Annotated in this window: 13 protein-coding genes and 1 pseudogene; 8 read left to right on the top strand and 6 right to left on the bottom strand. The window is 73.6% G+C overall.

From position 1 onward, the window contains the following. Window positions 1–160: 160 nt before the first annotated feature. Window positions 161–796 (top strand): annotated as a pseudogene (locus ACH5AC_RS15210) (ABC transporter substrate-binding protein); the annotation flags it as partial. Window positions 797–849: 53 nt separating this feature from the next. Further along, complete coding sequence (locus ACH5AC_RS15205; protein WP_398862684.1) at window positions 850–1179, top strand: RICIN domain-containing protein; 330 nt, start codon at window positions 850–852, stop codon at window positions 1177–1179. Window positions 1180–1354: 175 nt separating this feature from the next. Here the strand turns inward: ACH5AC_RS15205 and ACH5AC_RS15200 are convergent, their stop codons facing one another. After that, a complete protein-coding gene (locus tag ACH5AC_RS15200) occupies window positions 1355–2323 on the bottom strand; it encodes a helix-turn-helix domain-containing protein (RefSeq protein ID WP_398862258.1) in 969 nt (322 codons plus the stop codon). 100 nt (window positions 2324–2423) lie between these two features. On the opposite strand from ACH5AC_RS15200, the gene ACH5AC_RS15195 reads away from it, so the two are divergent. Next, window positions 2424–3461 (top strand): saccharopine dehydrogenase NADP-binding domain-containing protein, encoded by a 1038-nt coding sequence (locus ACH5AC_RS15195; protein WP_398862257.1) that lies wholly within the window; start codon window positions 2424–2426, stop codon window positions 3459–3461. Window positions 3462–3676: 215 nt separating this feature from the next. On the opposite strand, the gene ACH5AC_RS15190 is transcribed toward ACH5AC_RS15195, so the two are convergent. Further along, the gene (locus ACH5AC_RS15190) at window positions 3677–5554 is read right to left on the bottom strand and encodes an ABC transporter ATP-binding protein (RefSeq protein ID WP_398862683.1); all 1878 of its coding nucleotides are present in this window, start codon (window positions 5552–5554) and stop codon (window positions 3677–3679) included. A 126-nt stretch (window positions 5555–5680) separates the two neighbouring features. Between ACH5AC_RS15190 and ACH5AC_RS15185 the strand changes: the two genes are divergently transcribed. The 4 genes from ACH5AC_RS15185 (at window position 5681) to ACH5AC_RS15170 (ending at window position 11523) form a co-directional block, all read left to right on the top strand. Then, window positions 5681–6652, top strand: coding sequence for a YbhN family protein (locus ACH5AC_RS15185; RefSeq protein WP_398862256.1), 972 nt, complete (start codon window positions 5681–5683; stop codon window positions 6650–6652). 595 nt (window positions 6653–7247) lie between these two features. After that, on the top strand, window positions 7248–8318 hold the full coding sequence (locus tag ACH5AC_RS15180) for a mechanosensitive ion channel family protein (RefSeq protein ID WP_398862255.1): 1071 nt from the start codon (window positions 7248–7250) through the stop codon (window positions 8316–8318). A gap of 37 nt (window positions 8319–8355) precedes the next feature. Then, window positions 8356–10575 (top strand): NADP-dependent isocitrate dehydrogenase, encoded by a 2220-nt coding sequence (locus tag ACH5AC_RS15175; protein WP_398862254.1) that lies wholly within the window; start codon window positions 8356–8358, stop codon window positions 10573–10575. A 147-nt stretch (window positions 10576–10722) separates the two neighbouring features. Next, window positions 10723–11523 (top strand): N-formylglutamate amidohydrolase, encoded by an 801-nt coding sequence (locus tag ACH5AC_RS15170; protein ID WP_398862253.1) that lies wholly within the window; start codon window positions 10723–10725, stop codon window positions 11521–11523. Between the two features lie 114 nt (window positions 11524–11637). Here ACH5AC_RS15170 and ACH5AC_RS15165 read toward each other — a convergent pair whose 3' ends face one another. From ACH5AC_RS15165 to ACH5AC_RS15155, 3 genes are read right to left on the bottom strand one after another with little or no spacing between them, the layout of a single operon-like run. Continuing rightward, window positions 11638–12087, bottom strand: a complete 450-nt coding sequence (locus tag ACH5AC_RS15165) for a hypothetical protein (RefSeq protein WP_398862682.1) — start codon at window positions 12085–12087, stop codon at window positions 11638–11640. Window positions 12088–12104: 17 nt separating this feature from the next. Further along, a complete protein-coding gene (locus tag ACH5AC_RS15160) occupies window positions 12105–12743 on the bottom strand; it encodes an RNA polymerase sigma factor (protein ID WP_398862252.1) in 639 nt (212 codons plus the stop codon). After that, the gene (locus ACH5AC_RS15155; RefSeq protein ID WP_398862251.1) at window positions 12740–14164 is read right to left on the bottom strand and encodes a S8/S53 family peptidase; all 1425 of its coding nucleotides are present in this window, start codon (window positions 14162–14164) and stop codon (window positions 12740–12742) included. Before ACH5AC_RS15155 ends, ACH5AC_RS15160 begins: the two co-directional genes overlap by 4 nt. Before the next feature lie 256 nt (window positions 14165–14420). Between ACH5AC_RS15155 and ACH5AC_RS15150 the strand changes: the two genes are divergently transcribed. Next, window positions 14421–16985 carry a CHAT domain-containing protein gene (locus ACH5AC_RS15150; RefSeq protein ID WP_398862681.1) on the top strand — a complete coding sequence of 855 codons (2565 nt, stop codon included), beginning with the start codon at window positions 14421–14423 and terminating at the stop codon, window positions 16983–16985. A gap of 19 nt (window positions 16986–17004) precedes the next feature. Here ACH5AC_RS15150 and ACH5AC_RS15145 read toward each other — a convergent pair whose 3' ends face one another. Continuing rightward, entirely contained in the window at window positions 17005–18786 is a 1782-nt protein-coding gene (locus ACH5AC_RS15145; RefSeq protein WP_398862250.1) for a LuxR C-terminal-related transcriptional regulator, read from the bottom strand. Between the last annotated feature and the right edge of the window lie 94 nt (window positions 18787–18880).

Here is an 18880-nt window from a genome sequence, read left to right as displayed (position 1 = left end):
GCCCCCGCGGCGTCCACCGCCTCGAGCCCGCCAGGTCCTGGACCCGGAGCGCCACTGCGGCGTCGATCGCACCGTGAGACGTAGCTGACGTCGGCCTCTTCCGACGCCACGGCGTGCCTCGGCTTTCACGCTCCACAGCTGCGGGAGCACCTCACCGGCGATGAGTTCCAGGTGGTCGAGGTCATTGAAGTCGATCAGTCGCAGCTGGATACGGCTTGCGCCGATCGCGGAGAACTCGCCGAGCCGCTCCACGAGCGGGGCCGGGGACCCGACCACCGGATCCTCCGGCGGCAGCGCGCTCTTGACGTGCAGCGGGGCGGCCCGCCGTTGTGCCTCCGCGTCGGTACGGCCGATGGCGACCACGACCCCGGCCGAGAGCACCAGCCGCCCGCCCGGCGGTTCCGTCACGCCGTTCCGTCTCGTCTGTCTCGACGCCCCTCCGCCGACGCAGTCGGCGGTCGGAAAGGACAACACTGTGCGCATGATCAGGTTCGCCCGTACGGTCGCCGCGGTGGCCCTGACCACAGCGCCGGCGCTGGTGGCGGGATGTGGCAGCTCGGATTCCGACGCAGGTGCCGGTGAAGACGGCGAGGCACTGACGAAGGTGACCTACCTGACCTCGTTCGGCAATTTCGGCCGGGACGCGTACGCCTGGGTCGCGAAGGACAAGGGGTTCTTCGAAGAGGCCGGCTTGGATGTGGAGATCAAGCCGGGCCAGGGCACCGGCGGCGTGATTCCGGCCGTCGTGAGTGGCCAGGCGCAGTTCGGCCCGATCGACCTGACGGGAGGTTTGCTGCATATGGGCAGCGGTCAGACGAAGGACTTCGTCGCGGTGGCCGCCATGATCCAGTGGCCCGACAACGGCAGACCGAGCCAGCAGCGGGCCTTCCAGTCCACGGGGACGGCTACCACACCATCACCTGCGTCGGCGGCGGCAAGGTGCTCGATGTGGCGGGGTTCTCGACGGCGGACGGGGCGGCGGTCGTGCAGGCGACCGCCGACGGCCGGACGAGCCAGCAGTGGCAGCTGCGCCCGCAGACCGGGGGCGAGTCCGTCCTGGTCAACCGCAGCAGCGGCAAAGTACTCGACATCTCGACAGGCGTCTCGGAATGCGCAGGCACTGGTGCTGACCAGATGCTGACTCAGCTCCGGTCAGTCGGGGGGCCGCCATCGCGGTGAGCAGTCCGACGGCCGCTCCCGACGGACGGCCGGGGCGCGGGCCGCGCCACCACATCCATCGCGGCGTGCCTGTGCCGGGATTGAGTTCGCCGGCCTTCAGCCAGGTGTCGGTGGCGTCGCCCTTGTGGCCGTCCGGGCCGATCGCCCGGATGTGAGCCGGTTCCCCCGGACGTTCTCAGGGTTCGCGCAGTCGGTGGGTGCGGAAGGTGCGGCGGTAGGTGTCCGGGGGGACGCCGACGGTGCGGTTGAAGTGGCGGCGCAGGGTGGTGGCGGTGCCCATGCCGGTGGCGGTCGCGATGGCGTCGACGCTGTCGTCGGTCCGCTCCAGCAGTTCCTGGGCGCGGCGGATGCGTTGGGTCAGCAGCCACTGCAGAGGTGTGGTGCCGGTCGCGGCCCTGAAGTGGCGGCCCAGGTTGCGGGGGCTCATACGGGCCCGGCGGGCCAGGTCCGTGACGGTCAGGGGCTGGTCGAGGCGGGCGAGCGCCCAGGGGAGCAGGTCGGCGAGCGGGTGGTCGTCCCGGGCGGGGACCGGCGCGGTGACGAACTGGGCCTGGCCGCCCGCCCGGTGGGGCGGTACGACGAGCCGGCGGGCGACCGCGTTGGCGGTCGCCGAGCCCCGGTCGAGGCGGACGAGGTGCAGGCAGAGGTCGAGCGCGGCGGCCTTGCCGGCGGCGGTGAGCACATCGCCGTCGTCGACGTAGAGCACGTCCGGGTCGACCTCGACCCGAGGGTGGCGGGCGGCCAGCTCGGCGGTGTGCGCCCAGTGCGTGGTCGCGCGTCTGCCGTCCAGCAGGCCGGCCGCGGCCAGCACGAAGGCGCCCGTGCACAGGGAGGCCACGCGCGCCCCCGCCTCGTGGGCCGCGCGCACCGCGTCGACCAGGTCGGCGGGCGGGGCGACGTCGACGTCGGCCCACCCGGGGACGATCACCGTGCCGGCGTGCGCGAGCCGGTCCAGGCCGTGGTCGGGTTCGACCCGGAACCCGCCCAGCTTCACGGCGCTCGGGCCGCAGACGGAGAGGTCGTACCAGGGGCCGACCACCGTGGCCGGTGCGGAGCCGAACACCTCGTAGGCCACGGAGAGTTCGAAGTGCAGCATGCCGTCGGTGACCGCCAGCGCGACCGTTCCCCCATCATCTCTCGCCATGTCCGTAATTGTACGGGCGCTGTCGTTCCGGACACTCGCGCGCCTGCGTGATCCGCGACAGGATCCTCGTAGTTGACCGCTGAAGCGCGAGGAGAATGTCATGGCGACGGGGCAGACCGTGACGGTGTACGGCGCCTACGGGCACACCGGCCGGTTCGTGGTCGCGCAGTTGCGGGAGCGCGGGTTCGTCCCGGTCCTCTCCGGCCGCGACCCGGGGAAGCTGCGGGCGCTGGCGGTGTCCCACCCAGGGGTCGACGTCCGGCCCGCCGCGGTCGACGACGCGGCCGCCCTCGACCGCGCCCTGGCCGGCGCGGCGGCAGTGATCAACTGCGCCGGGCCCTTCGCCTCGACCGCCGCCCCCGTGATCGAGGCGGCCCTGCGCGCCGGGATCCCGTACGTGGACGTGGCGGCCGAGATCGAGGCCAACGCCGACACGTTCGCGCGGTTCGCGGACCGCGCCGGTGCGGCGGGCACGCCGGTCCTCCCGGCGATGGCCTTCTACGGCGGCCTCGGCGACCTGCTGGCCACCGCGGCGATGGGCGAGGACTGGACGAAGGCCGACGAGGTGCACGTCGCGTACGGCCTGAACAGCTGGCACCCCACCGCGGGCACCCGCGCCTCGGGCCGGGTCTCCCACGAGCGGCGCGACGGCCGGCGGCTGCGCTACACGAACGGACGGCTGGAGCACCACGACGACGCCCTGCCCACCCTCACCTGGTCCTTCCCGGGCGCGATGGGTGACCGGTCCGTCATCGGGGACTTCACGATGGCCGACGTCGTCACCATCCCCAGCCATCTGGCCGTCCCCGAGGTGCGCACCTATATGACGGTCGAGGCCGCCCGCGATCTGGCGGCCCCGGACACCCCGGGGCCGGCCCCGGTCGACGAGGACGGCCGGTCGGACCAGACCTTCCTCGTCGACGTCGTCGTCCGCGCGGGTGGCGTGGAGCGCCGTGCGGCGGCGACCGGCCGCGACATCTACGCCGTCACCGCCCCGCTCGCCGTGGAGGCGGTGGACCGGGTCCTCACCGGCCGCACGACGGCGCGCGGTGTGGCCTCCGCCGGCGCCGCCTTCGACGCGCGCGACTTCCTGCGCGCTCTGTCCGCCCACCTGACCCTGACACTGCCTCAGGACTGAACCGGGTCCGGCTGCAGCAGCACGGGACGGGGGCGGCGAGGGCCGCGCCGAGGGCGCCGACGAGCGGTACGACGACGAGATCGTAGGGCGCAGCGTCTCCAGGTGCCCGGACAGGCGCGGGTCTCGCATGCCCGAGGGGTCACCGAAGTCGAACAGGTTCGCCGACAGGGTGAGGTTGAGGCACCGGGCGAGGAACTCCACGGGGCTGACGTCGGTCAGGCCGCCGTCTCCGCCGGCACCGGCTGGTCGAACTGCGTCCGGTGCAGCTCGGCGTAGCGGCCCCCGGCGGTGAGGAGTTCGTCGTGGGTGCCCTGTTCGACGACGCGGCCGGACTCGATGACCAGGATGCGGTCGGCGGCGCGGACGGTGGAGAGGCGGTGGGCGATGACCACGGCGGTGCGGCCCGAGAGGGCCTCGGCGAGGGCCTCCTGGACGGCCGCCTCGGAGGTGTTGTCGAGGTGGGCGGTGGCCTCGTCGAGGATGACGACGCGCTGGCGGGCCAGCAGCAGCCGGGCGATGGTCATGCGCTGGCGTTCGCCGCCGGAGAGGCGGTAGCCGCGTTCGCCGACCACCGTGTCGAGGCCGTCGGGCAGGCCGCGCACCAGGTCGTCGAGGCGGGCCCGGCGCAGGGCGTCCCAGAGCTCGTCGTCGGTGGCGTCGGGCCCGGCGAGCAGCAGGTTGGCGCGGACGGTGTCGTGGAAGAGGTGGCCGTCCTGGGTGACCATGCCGAGGGTCGCGCGCAGGGAGCGGGCGCCGAGGTCGCGGACGTCGACGCCGCCGATGCGGACGGCCCCGGAGTCGACGTCGTACAGGCGCGGCAGCAGCTGCGCGATGGTCGACTTGCCGGCGCCGGAGGAGCCGACGAGGGCGATGGTCTGGCCGGGCTCGGCACGGAAGGAGACGCCGTGCAGGACCTGCTCGCCGCCCCGGGTGTCGAGGGCGGCGACCTCCTCGAGGGAGGCCAGGGAGACCTTGTCGGCGGACGGGTAGGCGAAGCGGACGTTCTCGAACTCGACCGACACCGGCCCCTCGGGCACCTCGCGGGCGTCCGGCCGGTCCTCGATCAGCGGCTTGAGGTCCAGCACCTCGAAGACCCGCTCGAAGCTGACGAGGGCGCTCATCACCTCCACGCGCGCCCCGGCGAGCGCGGTCAGCGGCGCGTACAGGCGGGTCAGCAGCAGGGCCAGAGCGACGACGGCGCCCGGGTCGAGGGTGCCGTTGAGTGCGAGGTGGCCGCCGAGGCCGTAGACGAGGGCGAGGGCCAGGGCGGAGACCAGGGTGAGGGAGGTGATGAAGACGGACTGGGCGGTCGCCGTGCGGATGCCGATGTCACGGACGCGGGCGGCGCGGGCGGCGAACTCGGCGGACTCCTCCTCGGGGCGGCCGAAGAGCTTGACGAGGGTGGCGCCCGGGGCGGAGAAGCGCTCGGTCATGCGGGTGCCCATCGCGGCGTTGAGCGTGGCCGCCTCACGCTGCATGCCGGCCATCCGGCGGCCCATGCGGCGCGCGGGCACCACGAACACCGGCAGCAGGACCAGGGCGAGCAGGGTGACCTGCCAGGACAGGGTGAGCATGACGACCAGGGTGAGCAGCAGGGTGACGATGTTGCTGACCACTCCGGACAGGGTGTTGCTGAAGGCGCGCTGCGCGCCGATGACGTCGTTGTTGAGTCGGGAGACGAGCGCTCCCGTACGAGTACGTGTGAAGAACGCGACCGGCATGCGCTGCACATGATCGAACACGGCCGTCCGCAGATCGAGGATGAGTTCCTCGCCGAGCGTCGCCGACAGCCTCCTGGCGAGGATGCCGAGCGCCGCCTCCAGGACCGCGATGACCGCGATGAGCACGGCGAGCCCGACGACCGTGCCGTCGTCGCCGTGCGTCACGATCGTGTCGACGACCCTCCCGGCGAGGACGGGGGTGGCGACGGCGAACAGCGCGGTCACCACCCCGAGCACGACGAAGAGCGCGATCCGGCGGCGGTGCGGGCGCGCGAACGCGCCGATGCGGCGCAGCGTCGCGCGGTGGAAGGGACGGCGGTTGTGCTGGGCGTTCATGACGCTCTGCAGCTGTATCCAGGCGGTGGTCTCCATGCTCATGCCCGGAAAGGTAGAACCTCGACCATTGTTGAGGTCAAGGGCGGACCGGTGTCTTCGCGTAAGGCGCAGGTCGCGGCGCGGCCATCCGGTGTTGGCGCGGTGCCGCGAACCTCTGCGGATGTGAGTGCGGCAGAGCTTCGCAGTGGTGTTCCGCGCCCGGGGTGGCGCGTTCCGGTCCGGCAGGTGCTGTGCCTGGTGCCGCTCGTCCTCGTCGGCGTGGTCGCGGTGCGGCACCGGGACGTACTGGTCGAGGGGTTCGGGCAACTGCGGGCGGCCGAGTGGCCGTGGCTGCTGGCTGCGGTCGGGGCGACCTGTCTGACCTGGGTCGCGGCCGCCGTCACCCGGCAGGGCGCGGTGGTGCAGCGGCTGCCCCGGCGACGGCTGCTCGCCGCCCAGTTCGCGGCGGGTGCGGCCAACCACCTGCTGCCCACCGGCCTCGGCGCGAGCGCGGTCAATCTGCGTTTCATGACGGTGCACGGCGTGCCTCTGGCCCGCTCGTCGGCGGCGCTCGCGCTGTATCTGCTGGCGGAGAGCGTGGCCCGGGTGGGTCTGCTGGGGGTGCTGCTGGTGGCGTTCCCGCAGGCGCTGCGGATCGGCGCGCTGCTGCCGGAGGGGGCGCTCGCTCCCCTGCTGGCCGCGCTCGGTGGGGCGGCGCTGGTGACGGTGGCCGTGCTGGCCGTCGTACGGCGGCTGCGGGCGACCGTGTTCTCCTTCCTGCGGACGGCGCTCGGTGAGGCGCGCTCGGTGCATTCCCGCCCGGCCCGGGCACTGGCACTGTGGGGCGGTTCGCTCGCCTTCCCGATGCTGCAGGCGGCCGGACTGGTCCTGGTGGGGCGGGCTCTGGGGCTGGCGGTGCCGCCAGCGCACATGGTCGTCGCGTATCTGGCTGCGACGGTCACGGTGGCGCTGGTGCCCACACCGGGCGGAATCGGCTCGGTGGAGGCGGCACTGATCCTGGCCCTGGTGGCGGCGGGCGGCCCGGCATCCGTGGCCACGGCGGTGGTCCTGGCCTACCGCATCATCACGGTCTGGCTGCCCCTGGTACCGGGAGCACTGACGCTCGGGGCACTGGTACGCCTGAAGGTCATCTGAGCAGCCACCCCCAGGCAGGCCCCCGGCAGCGAGGACTCCGGGGCGAGAGGGCCAGGAGGGTGGTGAGAACGCCACAACGGGCAAGCTCCCTGCTGGGGATGAGGCCGCCGCCCGGCGCGGTGACCGCCATCGACGTCACCGGCGTCACGCCCGCGTACGCGACCCCGGCGCTCCCGGCCGAGCGGCCCGGCTGCACCGCCCCAGGTGCCACGGCCCGGGCCGGAACCGGCCTCGGCGCGCGCCCGCAGCCGGTGGGCACGATGAACTACGCCACGCTCGCCCACGCCGTCGTACCGCCGCTCGCCACGGTGTGGTGGTCCGCCGCCCGCCGTTCGTACGGAACGCCCGTCGCGGCGGCGTACGGCTCGGACCGGCGAGCAGGCCGAACTGGCCGAGGGCATGGCCCGATCCACCCCGCCGCGTGCGAACTGGCGTTCCCGGTACGGCAGGATGAGCGCTCACGCGGGTCGGTGAGGTCACCCGGCACGCGCGATCACACATCCCGCAACCGAGCAGGTGGACAAGTGACGACATTTCACATCCGGCCGTCGGCGGCCTCGTGGGCCGCGGAACGTCCTTCGGGGGATGCCCGGTGATGACGCGCTCCTGGACCGTGCACGACCTGGTGCTCGCCGGTGTCGCCCTGGCGGCCGGCTTTCTGGTGGCGTTCGTGTCGCGCACCCTGCTGCGCTGGCTGGCCAAGCACGCCAAGCGCACCAGGTGGAACGGCGACGACGTGATCGTGGACGCGCTGCGCACGGTGGTGCCGTGGGCGGCGATCGCCGGCGGTGCGGCGGCCGCGGGCGCGGTGCTGCCGCTGACCCGGGGCGTGCAGCACACCGTCAACCAGTCCCTGACGGTCCTGCTCATCGTCGTCGTGACCGTGTCGGCGGCGCGGGTCGTCGCCGGGCTGGTGCAGACCGTGACCCAGTCCCGCTCCGGTGTCGCCGGTTCGGCCACGATCTTCGTCAACATCACCCGGATCCTGGTCCTGGCGATCGGCTTCCTTGTGGTGCTGCAGACGCTGGGCGTGTCCATAGCGCCGCTGCTCACCGCGCTGGGCGTGGGCGGTCTGGCGGTGGCGCTCGCGTTGCAGGACACGCTGGCCAACCTCTTCGCGGGCATCCACATCCTCGCCTCCAAGACCGTGCAGCCCGGCGACTACATCAGGCTGAGCAGCGGCGAGGAGGGCTATGTGGAGGACATCAACTGGCGGCAGACCACGGTCCGGGCGCTGTCGAACAACCTGATCGTGATCCCGAACGGTCAGCTCGCCAAGGCGAACATGACCAACTTCATGCGGCCCGAGCACCAGATGACGATCCTGGTGCAGGCCGGGGTCGCCTACGACAGCGACCTCGACCGGGTGGAGAAGGTGACCATGGAGGTCGTCTCCGAGGTGATGACCGAGATCACCGGGGCGGTGCCCGACCACGAGCCGGCGGTGCGCTTCCACACCTTCGGCGACTCGCGGATCGGATTCACCGTGATCCTCGGCGTCGGCGAGTTCAGCGACCAGTACCGGATCAAGCACGAGTTCATCAAGCGGCTGCACCGGCGCTTCCGCGCGGAAGGCATCCGTATCCCGGCCCCCGCCCGCAATGTGACCCTCCAGGGCACCGGGGCGATCCCGCAGCAGCGCAGCGGCGAGGCTGAGATATCTTGATGTCGAGCAATGTTGCAGACGTGGAGCGGAGCACCCGGTGACTGACTCGACCATCATCTATACGCACACTGACGAGGCCCCGGCCCTGGCGACGTATTCCTTCCTGCCGGTGGTCCAGGCGTACGCCTCGCAGGCGGGTGTCACTGTGGAGACCCGTGACATCTCGCTGGCCGGGCGCATCATCGCGGTGTTCCCGGAGTACCTCTCCGAGGACCAGCGGATCCCGGACGCGCTGACCGAGCTGGGCGAGCTGGCCAAGACGCCCGCGGCCAACATCATCAAGCTGCCGAACATCTCGGCGTCGATCCCGCAGCTCAAGGCCGCCGTCGCCGAGCTGCAGGCGCAGGGCTACGCGCTGCCGAACTACCCGGACGAGCCGAAGACCGACGAGGAGCGCGAGATCCGCGCCCGCTACGACAAGGTCAAGGGCTCCGCCGTGAACCCGGTCCTGCGTGAGGGCAACTCCGACCGCCGCGCCCCCGCCTCGGTCAAGAACTACGCCAAGACCCACCCGCACCGCATGGGCGCCTGGACCGCCGAGTCCAGGACGAACGTGGCGACGATGGGCGAGAACGACTTCGCCTCCACCGAGAAGTCCGCGGTCATCGCCGAGGACGGCGCGCTGCGCATCGAGCTGGTCGCCGAGGACGGCACCACCCGCGTGCTGCGCGAGTCCGTACCGGTCCTCGCCGGTGAGGTCGTCGACGCCTCCGTGATGCGCGTCGCCGCGCTGCGTGAGTTCCTCACCGCCCAGATCGCCCGGGCCAAGGCCGAGGGCGTGCTGTTCTCGGTGCACCTGAAGGCCACGATGATGAAGGTCTCCGACCCGATCATCTTCGGCCACGTGGTGCGTGCCTTCTTCCCCAAGACCTTCGCCCAGTACGGCGCCACGCTGACCGCCGCCGGCCTGTCCCCGAACGACGGCCTCGGCGCCATCCTCAAGGGCCTGGAGTCCCTGCCCGAGGGTGACGCGATCAAGGCGTCCTTCGAGGCCGAGATCGCCGAGGGCCCGACCCTGGCGATGGTCGACTCCGACAAGGGCATCACCAACCTGCACGTCCCCTCGGACGTCATCGTCGACGCCTCCATGCCGGCCATGATCCGCACCTCCGGCCACATGTGGGGCCCGGACGGCCAGGAGGCCGACACCCTCGCGGTCCTGCCGGACTCCAGCTACTCCGGCGTCTACCAGGCCGTGATCGAGGACTGCCGCGCCCACGGCGCCTACGACCCGTCGACCATGGGCTCCGTCCCGAACGTCGGCCTCATGGCGCAGAAGGCCGAGGAGTACGGCTCCCACGACAAGACCTTCGAGATCCCGGCGCCCGGCACGGTCCGCCTGGTCGACCAGTCCGGCAACGTCGTCCTGGAGCAGCCGGTCGCCACCGGCGACATCTTCCGCGCCTGCCAGACCAAGGACGCGCCGATCAGGGACTGGGTGAAGCTGGCCGTCACCCGTGCCCGCGCCACCGGCGACCCGGCCGTGTTCTGGCTCGACGAGAACCGCGCCCACGACGCCCAGCTGATCGAGAAGGTCAAGGCGTACCTGCCGGAGCACGACACCGAGGGCCTGGACATCCGGATCCTCGCCCCGGTCGAGGCCACCAAGCTGTCGATCGAGCGCATCCGCCGCGGTGAGAACACCATCTCCGTCACCGGCAACGTGCTGCGCGACTACCTGACCGACCTGTTCCCGATCCTGGAGCTGGGCACCAGCGCCAAGATGCTGTCGGTCGTCCCGCTGATGGCGGGCGGCGGCCTGTTCGAGACGGGCGCCGGCGGCTCCGCGCCGAAGCACGTCCAGCAGCTGGTCAAGGAGAACTACCTGCGCTGGGACTCCCTCGGTGAGTTCTTCGCGCTGGTCCCGTCCCTGGAGCAGTACGCGACGGCCACCGGCAACACGCGTGCCAAGGTCCTCGCCGACACTCTCGACCGCGCCACGGCGACCTTCCTCAACGAGGACAAGTCCCCGACCCGTCGCGTCGGCGGCATCGACAACCGCGGCAGCCACTTCTACCTGTCCCTGTACTGGGCGCAGGAGCTGGCCCGGCAGACCGACGACGCCGAGCTGGCCAAGGCGTTCGCACCGCTCGCCGAGACGCTCGCCGCCAACGAGCAGAAGATCGTCGACGAGCTGAACGCCGTCCAGGGCAAGCCGGCCGACATCGGCGGCTACTACCAGCCCGACCCGGCCAAGGCCGCCGCGGTCATGCGCCCGTCGGCGACCTGGAACGAGGCGCTGGCGTCCCTGAGCTGATCTGTCCGACACGGCTCCCTGCCTCCGCCCCGGCCGGCGCACCGCCCGGCCGGGGCGGAGGCATGTCCGGGAACGATGTGACACCTTGATCGTGCGACAGGCCACTGACCACACCGACGACACCGACGACGCCCCGGGAGCCGCCCCATGACCGCAGCCGCACCGCCCTCCCACGCGCTCCTGCCCGGCGCCGACGACTCACCGGTGATCCTGCACGTGCCGCACTCGGCGCGGGCGATACCGGCCGAGGTCCGGGCGGGGATCGTGCTGGACGACGCGGCGCTGGAGCGGGAGCTGGACCACATCACCGACGCGCACACCGCGGAGATCGCGGCACGGGCGGCGGACCTCGCGGGCCATGCCCCCTGGCGGTTCGTGAACCTGCTGTCGCGGCTGGTCGTGGACCCGGAGCGGTTCCCGGACGAGCGGGAGGAGATGCTCGCCGCAGGGATGGGCGCGGTGTACACGCGGACCACGCACCAGGAGGTGCTGCGGGCCGAGGACGGCGATCCCGAGCCGCTGCTCGCCCGCTACTTCAGGCCGTACGCGCGCTCCATGGCGGACGCGGTGGCCGACCGGCTGGCGGCGACCGGACGGGCGGTGATCATCGACGTGCACTCCTATCCCAGCGAGGCGCTGCCCTACGAGCTGCACGGCACGGGCCCGCGCCCGCCCGTCTGCCTGGGCACCGACCCCTTCCACACCCCGCCGGAGCTGCTCGCGGCGGCCCGGGAGGCGTTCGCGGAGTGCGGCGGCGCGGGGCTGGACAGCCCGTTCGCCGGTACGTACGTCCCGCTGGACTTCTACGGGCGTGACCCTCGGGTCGCCGCCCTGATGGTGGAGATCCGCCGGGACACCTACATGACCGAGCCGGGCGGCCCGGCCGGGCCTGGGCTGCCCCGTCTGGCGACAGCACTGGCACGCCTGGTGGACGCCGTACCCAGCTGAGGTCCGGTGCGGGAACTGGCACGGTACTACAGGCCCGTAGGGGTGGATCACCGAGACGATCCGGGAGCGCTCCGACGTCATTGCCCGCCGGGTCCGCGGCAGGCATGGGCGGACTCAGGCCCGCAGCCACTCCGTGACCACCACCTCCCCGTCGGTGCGCAGCCGCAGGGCGAACGGGCCGGGCGGGGGTGCGTCTCCCATGAAGCGGCCCATGTCGTCGGCGGTCAGCCGGGCGCCGGGCCGCGGGCCGCTGAGGACCTCGATCGACGCCTGCTGCGGCGGCAGCAGCTGGCCCATCAGCCCGTGCGCGGAGACCTCCACGTCGACGGTCAGCTCACCGGTGTGGAAGGTGAGCATCCGCGGCGGATCGCTCACGCCTCTCACCGGGATGGCGTCCACCAGCGAGTCGAAGGTCAGCTCGGCGAGCCGTGCGTCCAGGTCGTGCAGCGCGTACGCCTCGACGGCGGCCCGGCGCAGCTGCGGCGGCACCGGGTCCAGGATGGCGGCGGCCTGCCGCAGCTCGTCCTCGGTACGAGCGTCCTCGAAGTCGTCCATATCGTCCATGTAGTTGTCGTTGCCGTTCACGACGCTCCCCGTGCGATGAGTCGGGCCCGCAGCCGGCGCAGGCAGCGCTGGCGCATCGGGCCGATGCTGCCGACGGCGATACCGAGGGCGGCGGACACCTCCTGGTAGCTGGGCGGCGGCGAGGCGATCAGCACGCGCAGCAGCTGCCGGCAGCGGTCGCCGAGCGCCTCGAACTCCTGCCAGAGGAACCGGACACGCTCGCTCTGCGCGGCGGCCTCCTCGGAGTCGAGCACCGACTGCTCCGGCGTACGGTCCTCGCTGACCCGGTCGAGCAGCTGGGGATCGTCGGTCGGGGTCAGCCGCCGCAGGCTCTTGAGCACCTTCAGGCACTCGTGGCGCGCGGTGCTCGCCAGCCATGCGCCCGCCTTGTCCGGTTCACGGATCCGCCCCAGGTGCTGGGCGAAGCGGAACCACGCGGTCTGGTAGACCTCGTGTCCGTCGGCCTCGGACAGCCGGTGCGCGCGCACCACCGACCACACCAGCGGGCTCAGTCCTTCCACCAGCGCCTTCCAGGCCGCCGCGTCACCGTCGGCGGCGGACCGGACGAGCGCGCCGACATCAGTACGGTCCACGTCCCCACCCCTCGTGTACGGCCTGTCATCGTACGCCGTGGTGGGGACGGCTCCGCTCCTCATGTGGCGGGCGTGAGCAGCGCGACCGGCACCGGGCGCCAGGTGGGCGGGCGCAGCGCCGGTACGTGTGCCCCGCGCACCTCGGCGAACTCGACCTGCTCATCGAGGAGTTGACGGGCAGCCAGGCGCGGGTCGCGCTCCTTGTGGGCGGTCATGTGGGCGGCGACCAGGCCGGCGGCCACCGGGGTCGCGAAGGAGGTGCCGCTCCAGGAGGCGAGGCCCTCGAACATCACCTGGTCGGGCTTGCCGGACGCCTCGCTCAGCACACCGGTGTGGCGCGGCGACCGGCAGGTGCAGTCGTATCCGAAGCCGTAGCGGCAGGCGTCGAAGGTGGAGTGCTGGTAGACGTACGGGACGGGCGCGTCGTAGCCGGTGAAGGCGCTGGTGAGACGCTCGCCGGGGGCGTAGACGCGCACCCAGGCGCCATGGTTGGAGAAGCAGGCGCCGAACTCGCCGTCGCCGCGCAGCGCGCCGACCGAGAGCACGCAGTCGGCGTACTCGGGCAGGGAGGCGTAGGCGGCGGGCCAGAACGGTGTGGCGCTGGCGTTGTTGCCGGCGGCGGCCACCAACAGCGTGTCCTGTTCACGCAGTTCGCGCATGAACGCGTCGAGGCCGAGCAGGCCGTCGACGCGGCCGTTGGAGGTGCCGGCGGAGAGGCTGAGGATGTCCGGCCAGCCGCCCTGCTCGACGGCGTCGAAGAGCTTCTCGCCGAACTCCGACTCCAGCACGGCACCGGCGTCGTGCAGCGTGTTCCGTACGGTGATGTCGGTGTTGGGCGCGACGGCGGCGACGAGCCCGGCGATGAAGGTACCGTGGCCGACGTACTGCTGGAGGACGCCGTCCTCGTCGGTCTCCGTCAGCTGCGCGTCGCCGTCGGTGTGGGCCAGCAGCGAGCAGTGGCGGTAGTCGTGCGTCAGGCCGGTGTCGACGACCAGCACCTTGACGGCGGTGTCCGCGTCGTGGACCGCCTCGGCCGCGGCGGGGTTGGGCGGCTCGGTGACCGGGGCGGGCACGGGCTCGTCGCCGGGGCAGGCGTTGACGGCGATCGACACCACGTGGTTACGGCTGACCAGGCGCCGTCCGGCGCGTCCCTCGGCCTCCCGCAGCGCGCGCAGGGCGCCCGCGACGGCCCGGTCGCCATGCCGGCCGCCCTGCCCGGGGTCGCCGACCTGGATGCGGGTGACACCGGAGCGGTTGGTCGCGGCACCGCCGCGCCGCACCTGGTCGGCGACCAGTCCGGCGGCCGCGGCGAAGTGGCCGCGCACGGTGTTCTCGACGAGGGCGGCCTCCTCGCCGTCGCGGGCCAGCACCACGCCCTTCTCGTAGATGAACTCGGCGGAGTCGTCCGGCCCCATCGCCAGGGGGACGTCCGGCAGCGAGCGTTGGATCTGTTCGAACTGCTCGTGGAATCGCTGAGGTGCCATGGCGTGTCCTCCCACTGATGCGGTGGTCGTCAGTCAGAGCCGCGGGACCGTCCCTTGATACAGCCGGGTACCGGCTGACACAGGTGGTGCGACGGCGTCGGCGGGTGGCGCGGTTCCCGGTGTGCGCCCCAACTCCCTTGACGCCTTGTCTGATACGGCGGGTCGGATACGGTTCCCACCGGTGTGGTGCGCTCCGCGGAGCACTACCATCCGTCGGGTGACAGCGGGAAACGACTCGGTTCTCGAACTGCTGCCGATGGTGTTCGCCGCCCCCAACGAGGCGCTGGCGAGGGCGGAGGAACTGCTCGACACCGATCCGTCGCCGTCGCACGCCTCGGTCGCCCACCAGGTGATCGGCATCTGGCAGCGGGACTGGGGCGACCTGCGCCTCGCCCTGCAGCATCTGCGGCGGGCCCGGGATCTGGCCGCGCGCGCGGAGTCCGCGGAGCGGGAGGCGGACGTGCTGGCCACGCTCGGGGTGGCGCTGGTGCACGCGGGCCGTACCCGGCAGGGTCTGGCCGCGTTCGAGCAGGGCGTGCGGCGCGGCACCGGGCACACCCGCGCGCGGGTGCTGTACCGGCGGGCCTACGCGTGGTGGGTGCTGGGGCATCACCGGGAGGCGCTGGACGACGTACGGCGGGCGATTCCCGTACTTCGGCAGGCGGGTGACACCATCTGGACGGCGCGTGCCCTGACCCTGCGGGCCACCGTGCACCTGGCGCTCGGGGCGGCCGACCGGGCGGACTCCGACTTCACGGCGGCCGAGGCACTGTGGGACACCACCGGCCAGGAGCACGACAAGGCGGACGCTGTGGAGAGCCGGGGCCTGGCCGCGTTCCGCTCCGGGGACATCCCGGCGGCGCTGCGGCTGCTGGACGAGGCCGAGGAGCGGTACGCCAAGCTGGGCACGCCGACGTTCATGCTGAACATCCGGCGCTGCGAGGTGCTGATGGCGGCGGGGCTGGCCCCGGAGGCGCTGGCGGAGGCGGACGCGGCGATCGGCGTGCTGGAAGGGATCGGCGGGCAGTCCACCCGCAAGGCGGAGCTGCTGCTGGCCGCGGCGAAGGCGGCCCGGCTGGCGGGTGATCCGGGGACGGCGATCGCGCGTGCGGCGGTGGCGGTGCGGCTGTTCTCCGGGCAGCGGCGCATCTGGTGGGAGACGCACGCCCGGCTGGTGCTGATCGAGGCGCGGGTCACGGCCGGGCGCGGCTCGGGGCGGCTGGTCGCGGACGCGGCGCGGCTCGCCGAGCGGCTGGACTCCTTCGGCGCGCCGGCCGCGCCGGAGGCGTGGCTGCTCGCCGGCCGGATCGCGCTGGACCTGGACTGGGCGGCGGACGCGGACCGTTATCTGGCGGTCGCCGCGCGCGGCCGGCGCAGCGGGCCGCCGCTCGCCCGGATCACCGGCTGGGCGGCGCAGGCGCTGCGGGCGCGGGCGGCGGGGTCCGCGCGGGGTGTGCTGGAGGCGTGCCGGCGCGGCCTGGCCGTGCTGGACGACCACGCGATGACACTCGGCGCGTCGGAACTGCGCGCCCGGGCCACCGCGCAGGGCGCGGAGCTGGCGGCGCTGGCGCAGCGGGCGAGCCTGGACGGGGGCGGGCCGCGGCGGCTGCTGGAGTGGAGCGAGCGCTGGCGGGCGACCGTGCTGTCGGCGCCGCCCACCCGGCCGCCGGCCGATCCGGCGCTGACGAGCGGGCTGACCGCGTTCCGGGTGATCGCCGCGCGCGCGGAGGCCGCCCGGATGGACGCCCGGCCGGTGCCCGCGCTGGAGCGGGAACAGCGGCGCCTGGAGCGGGAGATCCGCTCCCGCACCCTGCACATGCGCGGACACGCGCCCGGGGACGGTGACCGGTTCGACGCGGGCCGGCTGCTGGCCCGGCTCGATGGGGCGCGGCTGGTGGAACTCGCCGTGATCGAGGGCCGGGTGCAGGTGCTGCTGTGCGGGGGCGGGCGGGTGCGGCGGTTCGCGGGCGGGCTGCTGGTGGAGGCGGAGCGGGAGGCCGAGCACGTCCAGGCCGGGCTGCGGCGGCTGGCGCACCCGGGCGCGGAGGGGCGGCTGCCGATGGTGGAGGCGGCCGGCCGCCGTCTGGAGGAGCTGCTGCTGGGCCCGGCCGCCGCGCGCCTGGGCGACGGCCCGGTGGTGGTCGTGCCGCCCGCCCGGCTGCACCGGGTGCCGTGGGCGGTGCTGCCGTCGCTGCGGGAGCGCGTGGTCAGCGTGTCGCCGTCGGCGACCAGCTGGCTGCGGGCCCGGAAGACCGTGCCGCCCCCGGACGGTCCGCAGGTGCTGGTGCGCGGGCCGGGCCTGGCGACCGGCGGGGCGGAGGTGCCGGAGGTCGCGGGCCGCTACGGCCGGGCGACGGTGCTGGAGCACGCCGAGGCGCGGGTGCCGCGCGTCCTGGAGGAGCTGGACGGGGCGGCGCTCGCGCACATCGCCGCGCACGGCACGTTCCGCGCGGACAGTCCGCTGTTCTCGTCGCTGCGCATGGTGGACGGCCCACTCATCGTGCACGACTTCGAACGCCTGGCCCGCAGCCCGCACCGCATCATCCTGTCCAGCTGCGACACCGCCCGCCTCGCCTCCGTCGGCGCCGACGAACTCCTCGGCCTGGTCACGGCGTTGCTGCCGCTGGGCACGGCCGGGGTGGTGGCCAGCAGCGCGCCCGTGAACGACGAGGCGGTGGTCCCGCTGATGCTCGCCCTGCACAAGGGCCTGGCCGACGGCCTCTCCCTGGCGGAGGCGCTGCGCGACGCGCGGGCCGCACTGCCCGGGGACGCGCTGCACCAGGCGACGGGCTGGGCGTTCACGGCGTTCGGCGCCGCGTGAACTCCGCTGCGGAAGGCTGTCACGCGGACTGGGCTTCGGGCAGCTCCACCAACCAGGGCAGGTCCCCTCGGTCGTTCGCTCCGAGGCGGGCGTACGCGCCGTAGAGGTGATTGCCGACGGTGCGCACGGAGAGGGTGAGGCGTTCGGCGATCTCGCGGTTGCTCAGGCCGGCCGCCGCGAGGCCGACGATCTGCCGCTGGCGGGTGGTGAGTTCACCGAGGACCAGCCCGGACAGGGCCGGGGTGCGGGCGCCCTCGCAGCGGCGGGCCAGGGCGACGGCCCGCGTCCGGGCGGTGCGGGCCGCGCGGGGGTCGCGGTGGGCCCGTACGGCCTGGGCGTGCGCCTCGGCCGCGAACAGCAGGAAGCCGCGCCGCTCCAGCTCTTCGGCCACCGCGTCGAGGGCGGCGCCGTCGGCGTGGGTGAGGGCCTGGGCGTGGCGGGCGAAGAGGCGGTCCAGGGGCGGAAGCCGGTGGGGATCGGCCGAGAGCAGGGCCGGCGCCTTCTCGGGAGTTCCGAGGCGTACGGCGTCGTACTCGCGGTCGCTGTCGAGCGCGGCCGGGGCGTCCGGCACCTCCCGGGTCGTGAGTGCCTCGCCCGACTGGGCGGTGGCCAGGGCGAGTTCGCCGCGGCACGCGGGATCCTGGGGAGAGCCGCGCAGCCCCTCCCGTGCCCAGGCCGCCGCCTCCCGTAGGGCTCCCTGGAACCGGGCGAACCGGGCACGTACGGCCGCGTAAGCGGCCGGGACCGGCAGGCCCTCCCCGGCCAGCCACTCCCCCACGGGTGCGGGCAGGGGGCGTACGTCCGCCTGCTCGATGCGGCGGGAGAGGGCAGCCTGTTCCGCGGCGAGGGCCGGGGCGTGGGGCGGGCGGGACGCGCTCAGGCGCAGGGTGCGCAGGCGGCCGGCGGCGGCGCGCAGGACGGGGCCGTGCAGGGGGTCGGCGAGGCGGACGGCGGTGTCGTCGTCGACGTGCACGAGGCCGTCCGCCTCCAGCCGTTCGAGGACGCGCAGGTCCAGGGTGGTCGCGGGCAGCGGCAGGGGTTCGGCGAAGGCCAGGCGGTCGACGGTCTCGCGTTCGTCCGGGCAGCCGCGGCCGAGGACGGCGGCGGCGTGCTCGCGGACGGCGGCGGTGACCGGGACCGGGCCGCGCCATGCCCACGCGTCGGTGCCGGGGACGCGGGTGAGGAGGCCGTGGTCGCGCACGGCGGCCAGCAGGTCGCGCAGCAGGCGCAGGTCGCCGCCGCCGAGCCGGTGCAGACGGTGGGCGGTGAGCGGCTCCAGCAGGCCGCCCGTGCCGGCGGCGAGCAGCTGGGCGGTGTCCTCGCGGGGCAGCGGGCCGAGGGTGAGGCGGGGCAGCAGTTCGTCGGACCACAGCCGCGAGATCGCGCGGGGCACGGGTGCGTCGGCGGCGGTGACGAGCAGGCGGGTGCGGCCCTGTACGGCGAGTTGGTGGACGGCGGCGGCGGAGGCGTCGTCGAGCAGGTGGGCGTCGTCCACCCACAGCAGCCGCAGACCGGACAGGAGCCGGACCGCGCGGTGCAGGGTGACGTGCTCGGGCAGGAGGTGGGCGAAGGCGGCGAAGGAGACGCCCGCGGTCTCGGGCGTGCCGGCCGCACGGGCGCAGTCCGTGCCACGGACGGCCTCGGCGGCCAGTCGGGTACGGCCGTGACCCGCGGGGCCGGTGACCACGACACCGGGGCGGCCGACGGCCAACGAGCGGCGCATCAGCTCCAGTTCGTCCTCGCGGCCGGTGAACGGCCAGGGCGGCTCGGGGGACTTCGCGTCGCGTCCGAAAGTCGTCACGTCAACAGGAGCCGGGGTACTCAGGTTTGATACACGGCGGCTTGAGTAGCCCCCGACTCAGGCGCCGGGCGGCACCCGACGGCAGTCTGGGCGC

The sequence above is a fragment of the Streptomyces sp. NPDC018693 genome (assembly GCF_044391385.1).
In the GTDB taxonomy this organism is placed as follows: Bacteria; Actinomycetota; Actinomycetes; order Streptomycetales; family Streptomycetaceae; genus Streptomyces.
The sequence above is the reverse complement of the archived record's forward strand: the minus strand, read 5'-3'. Positions and strand labels throughout refer to the sequence as shown.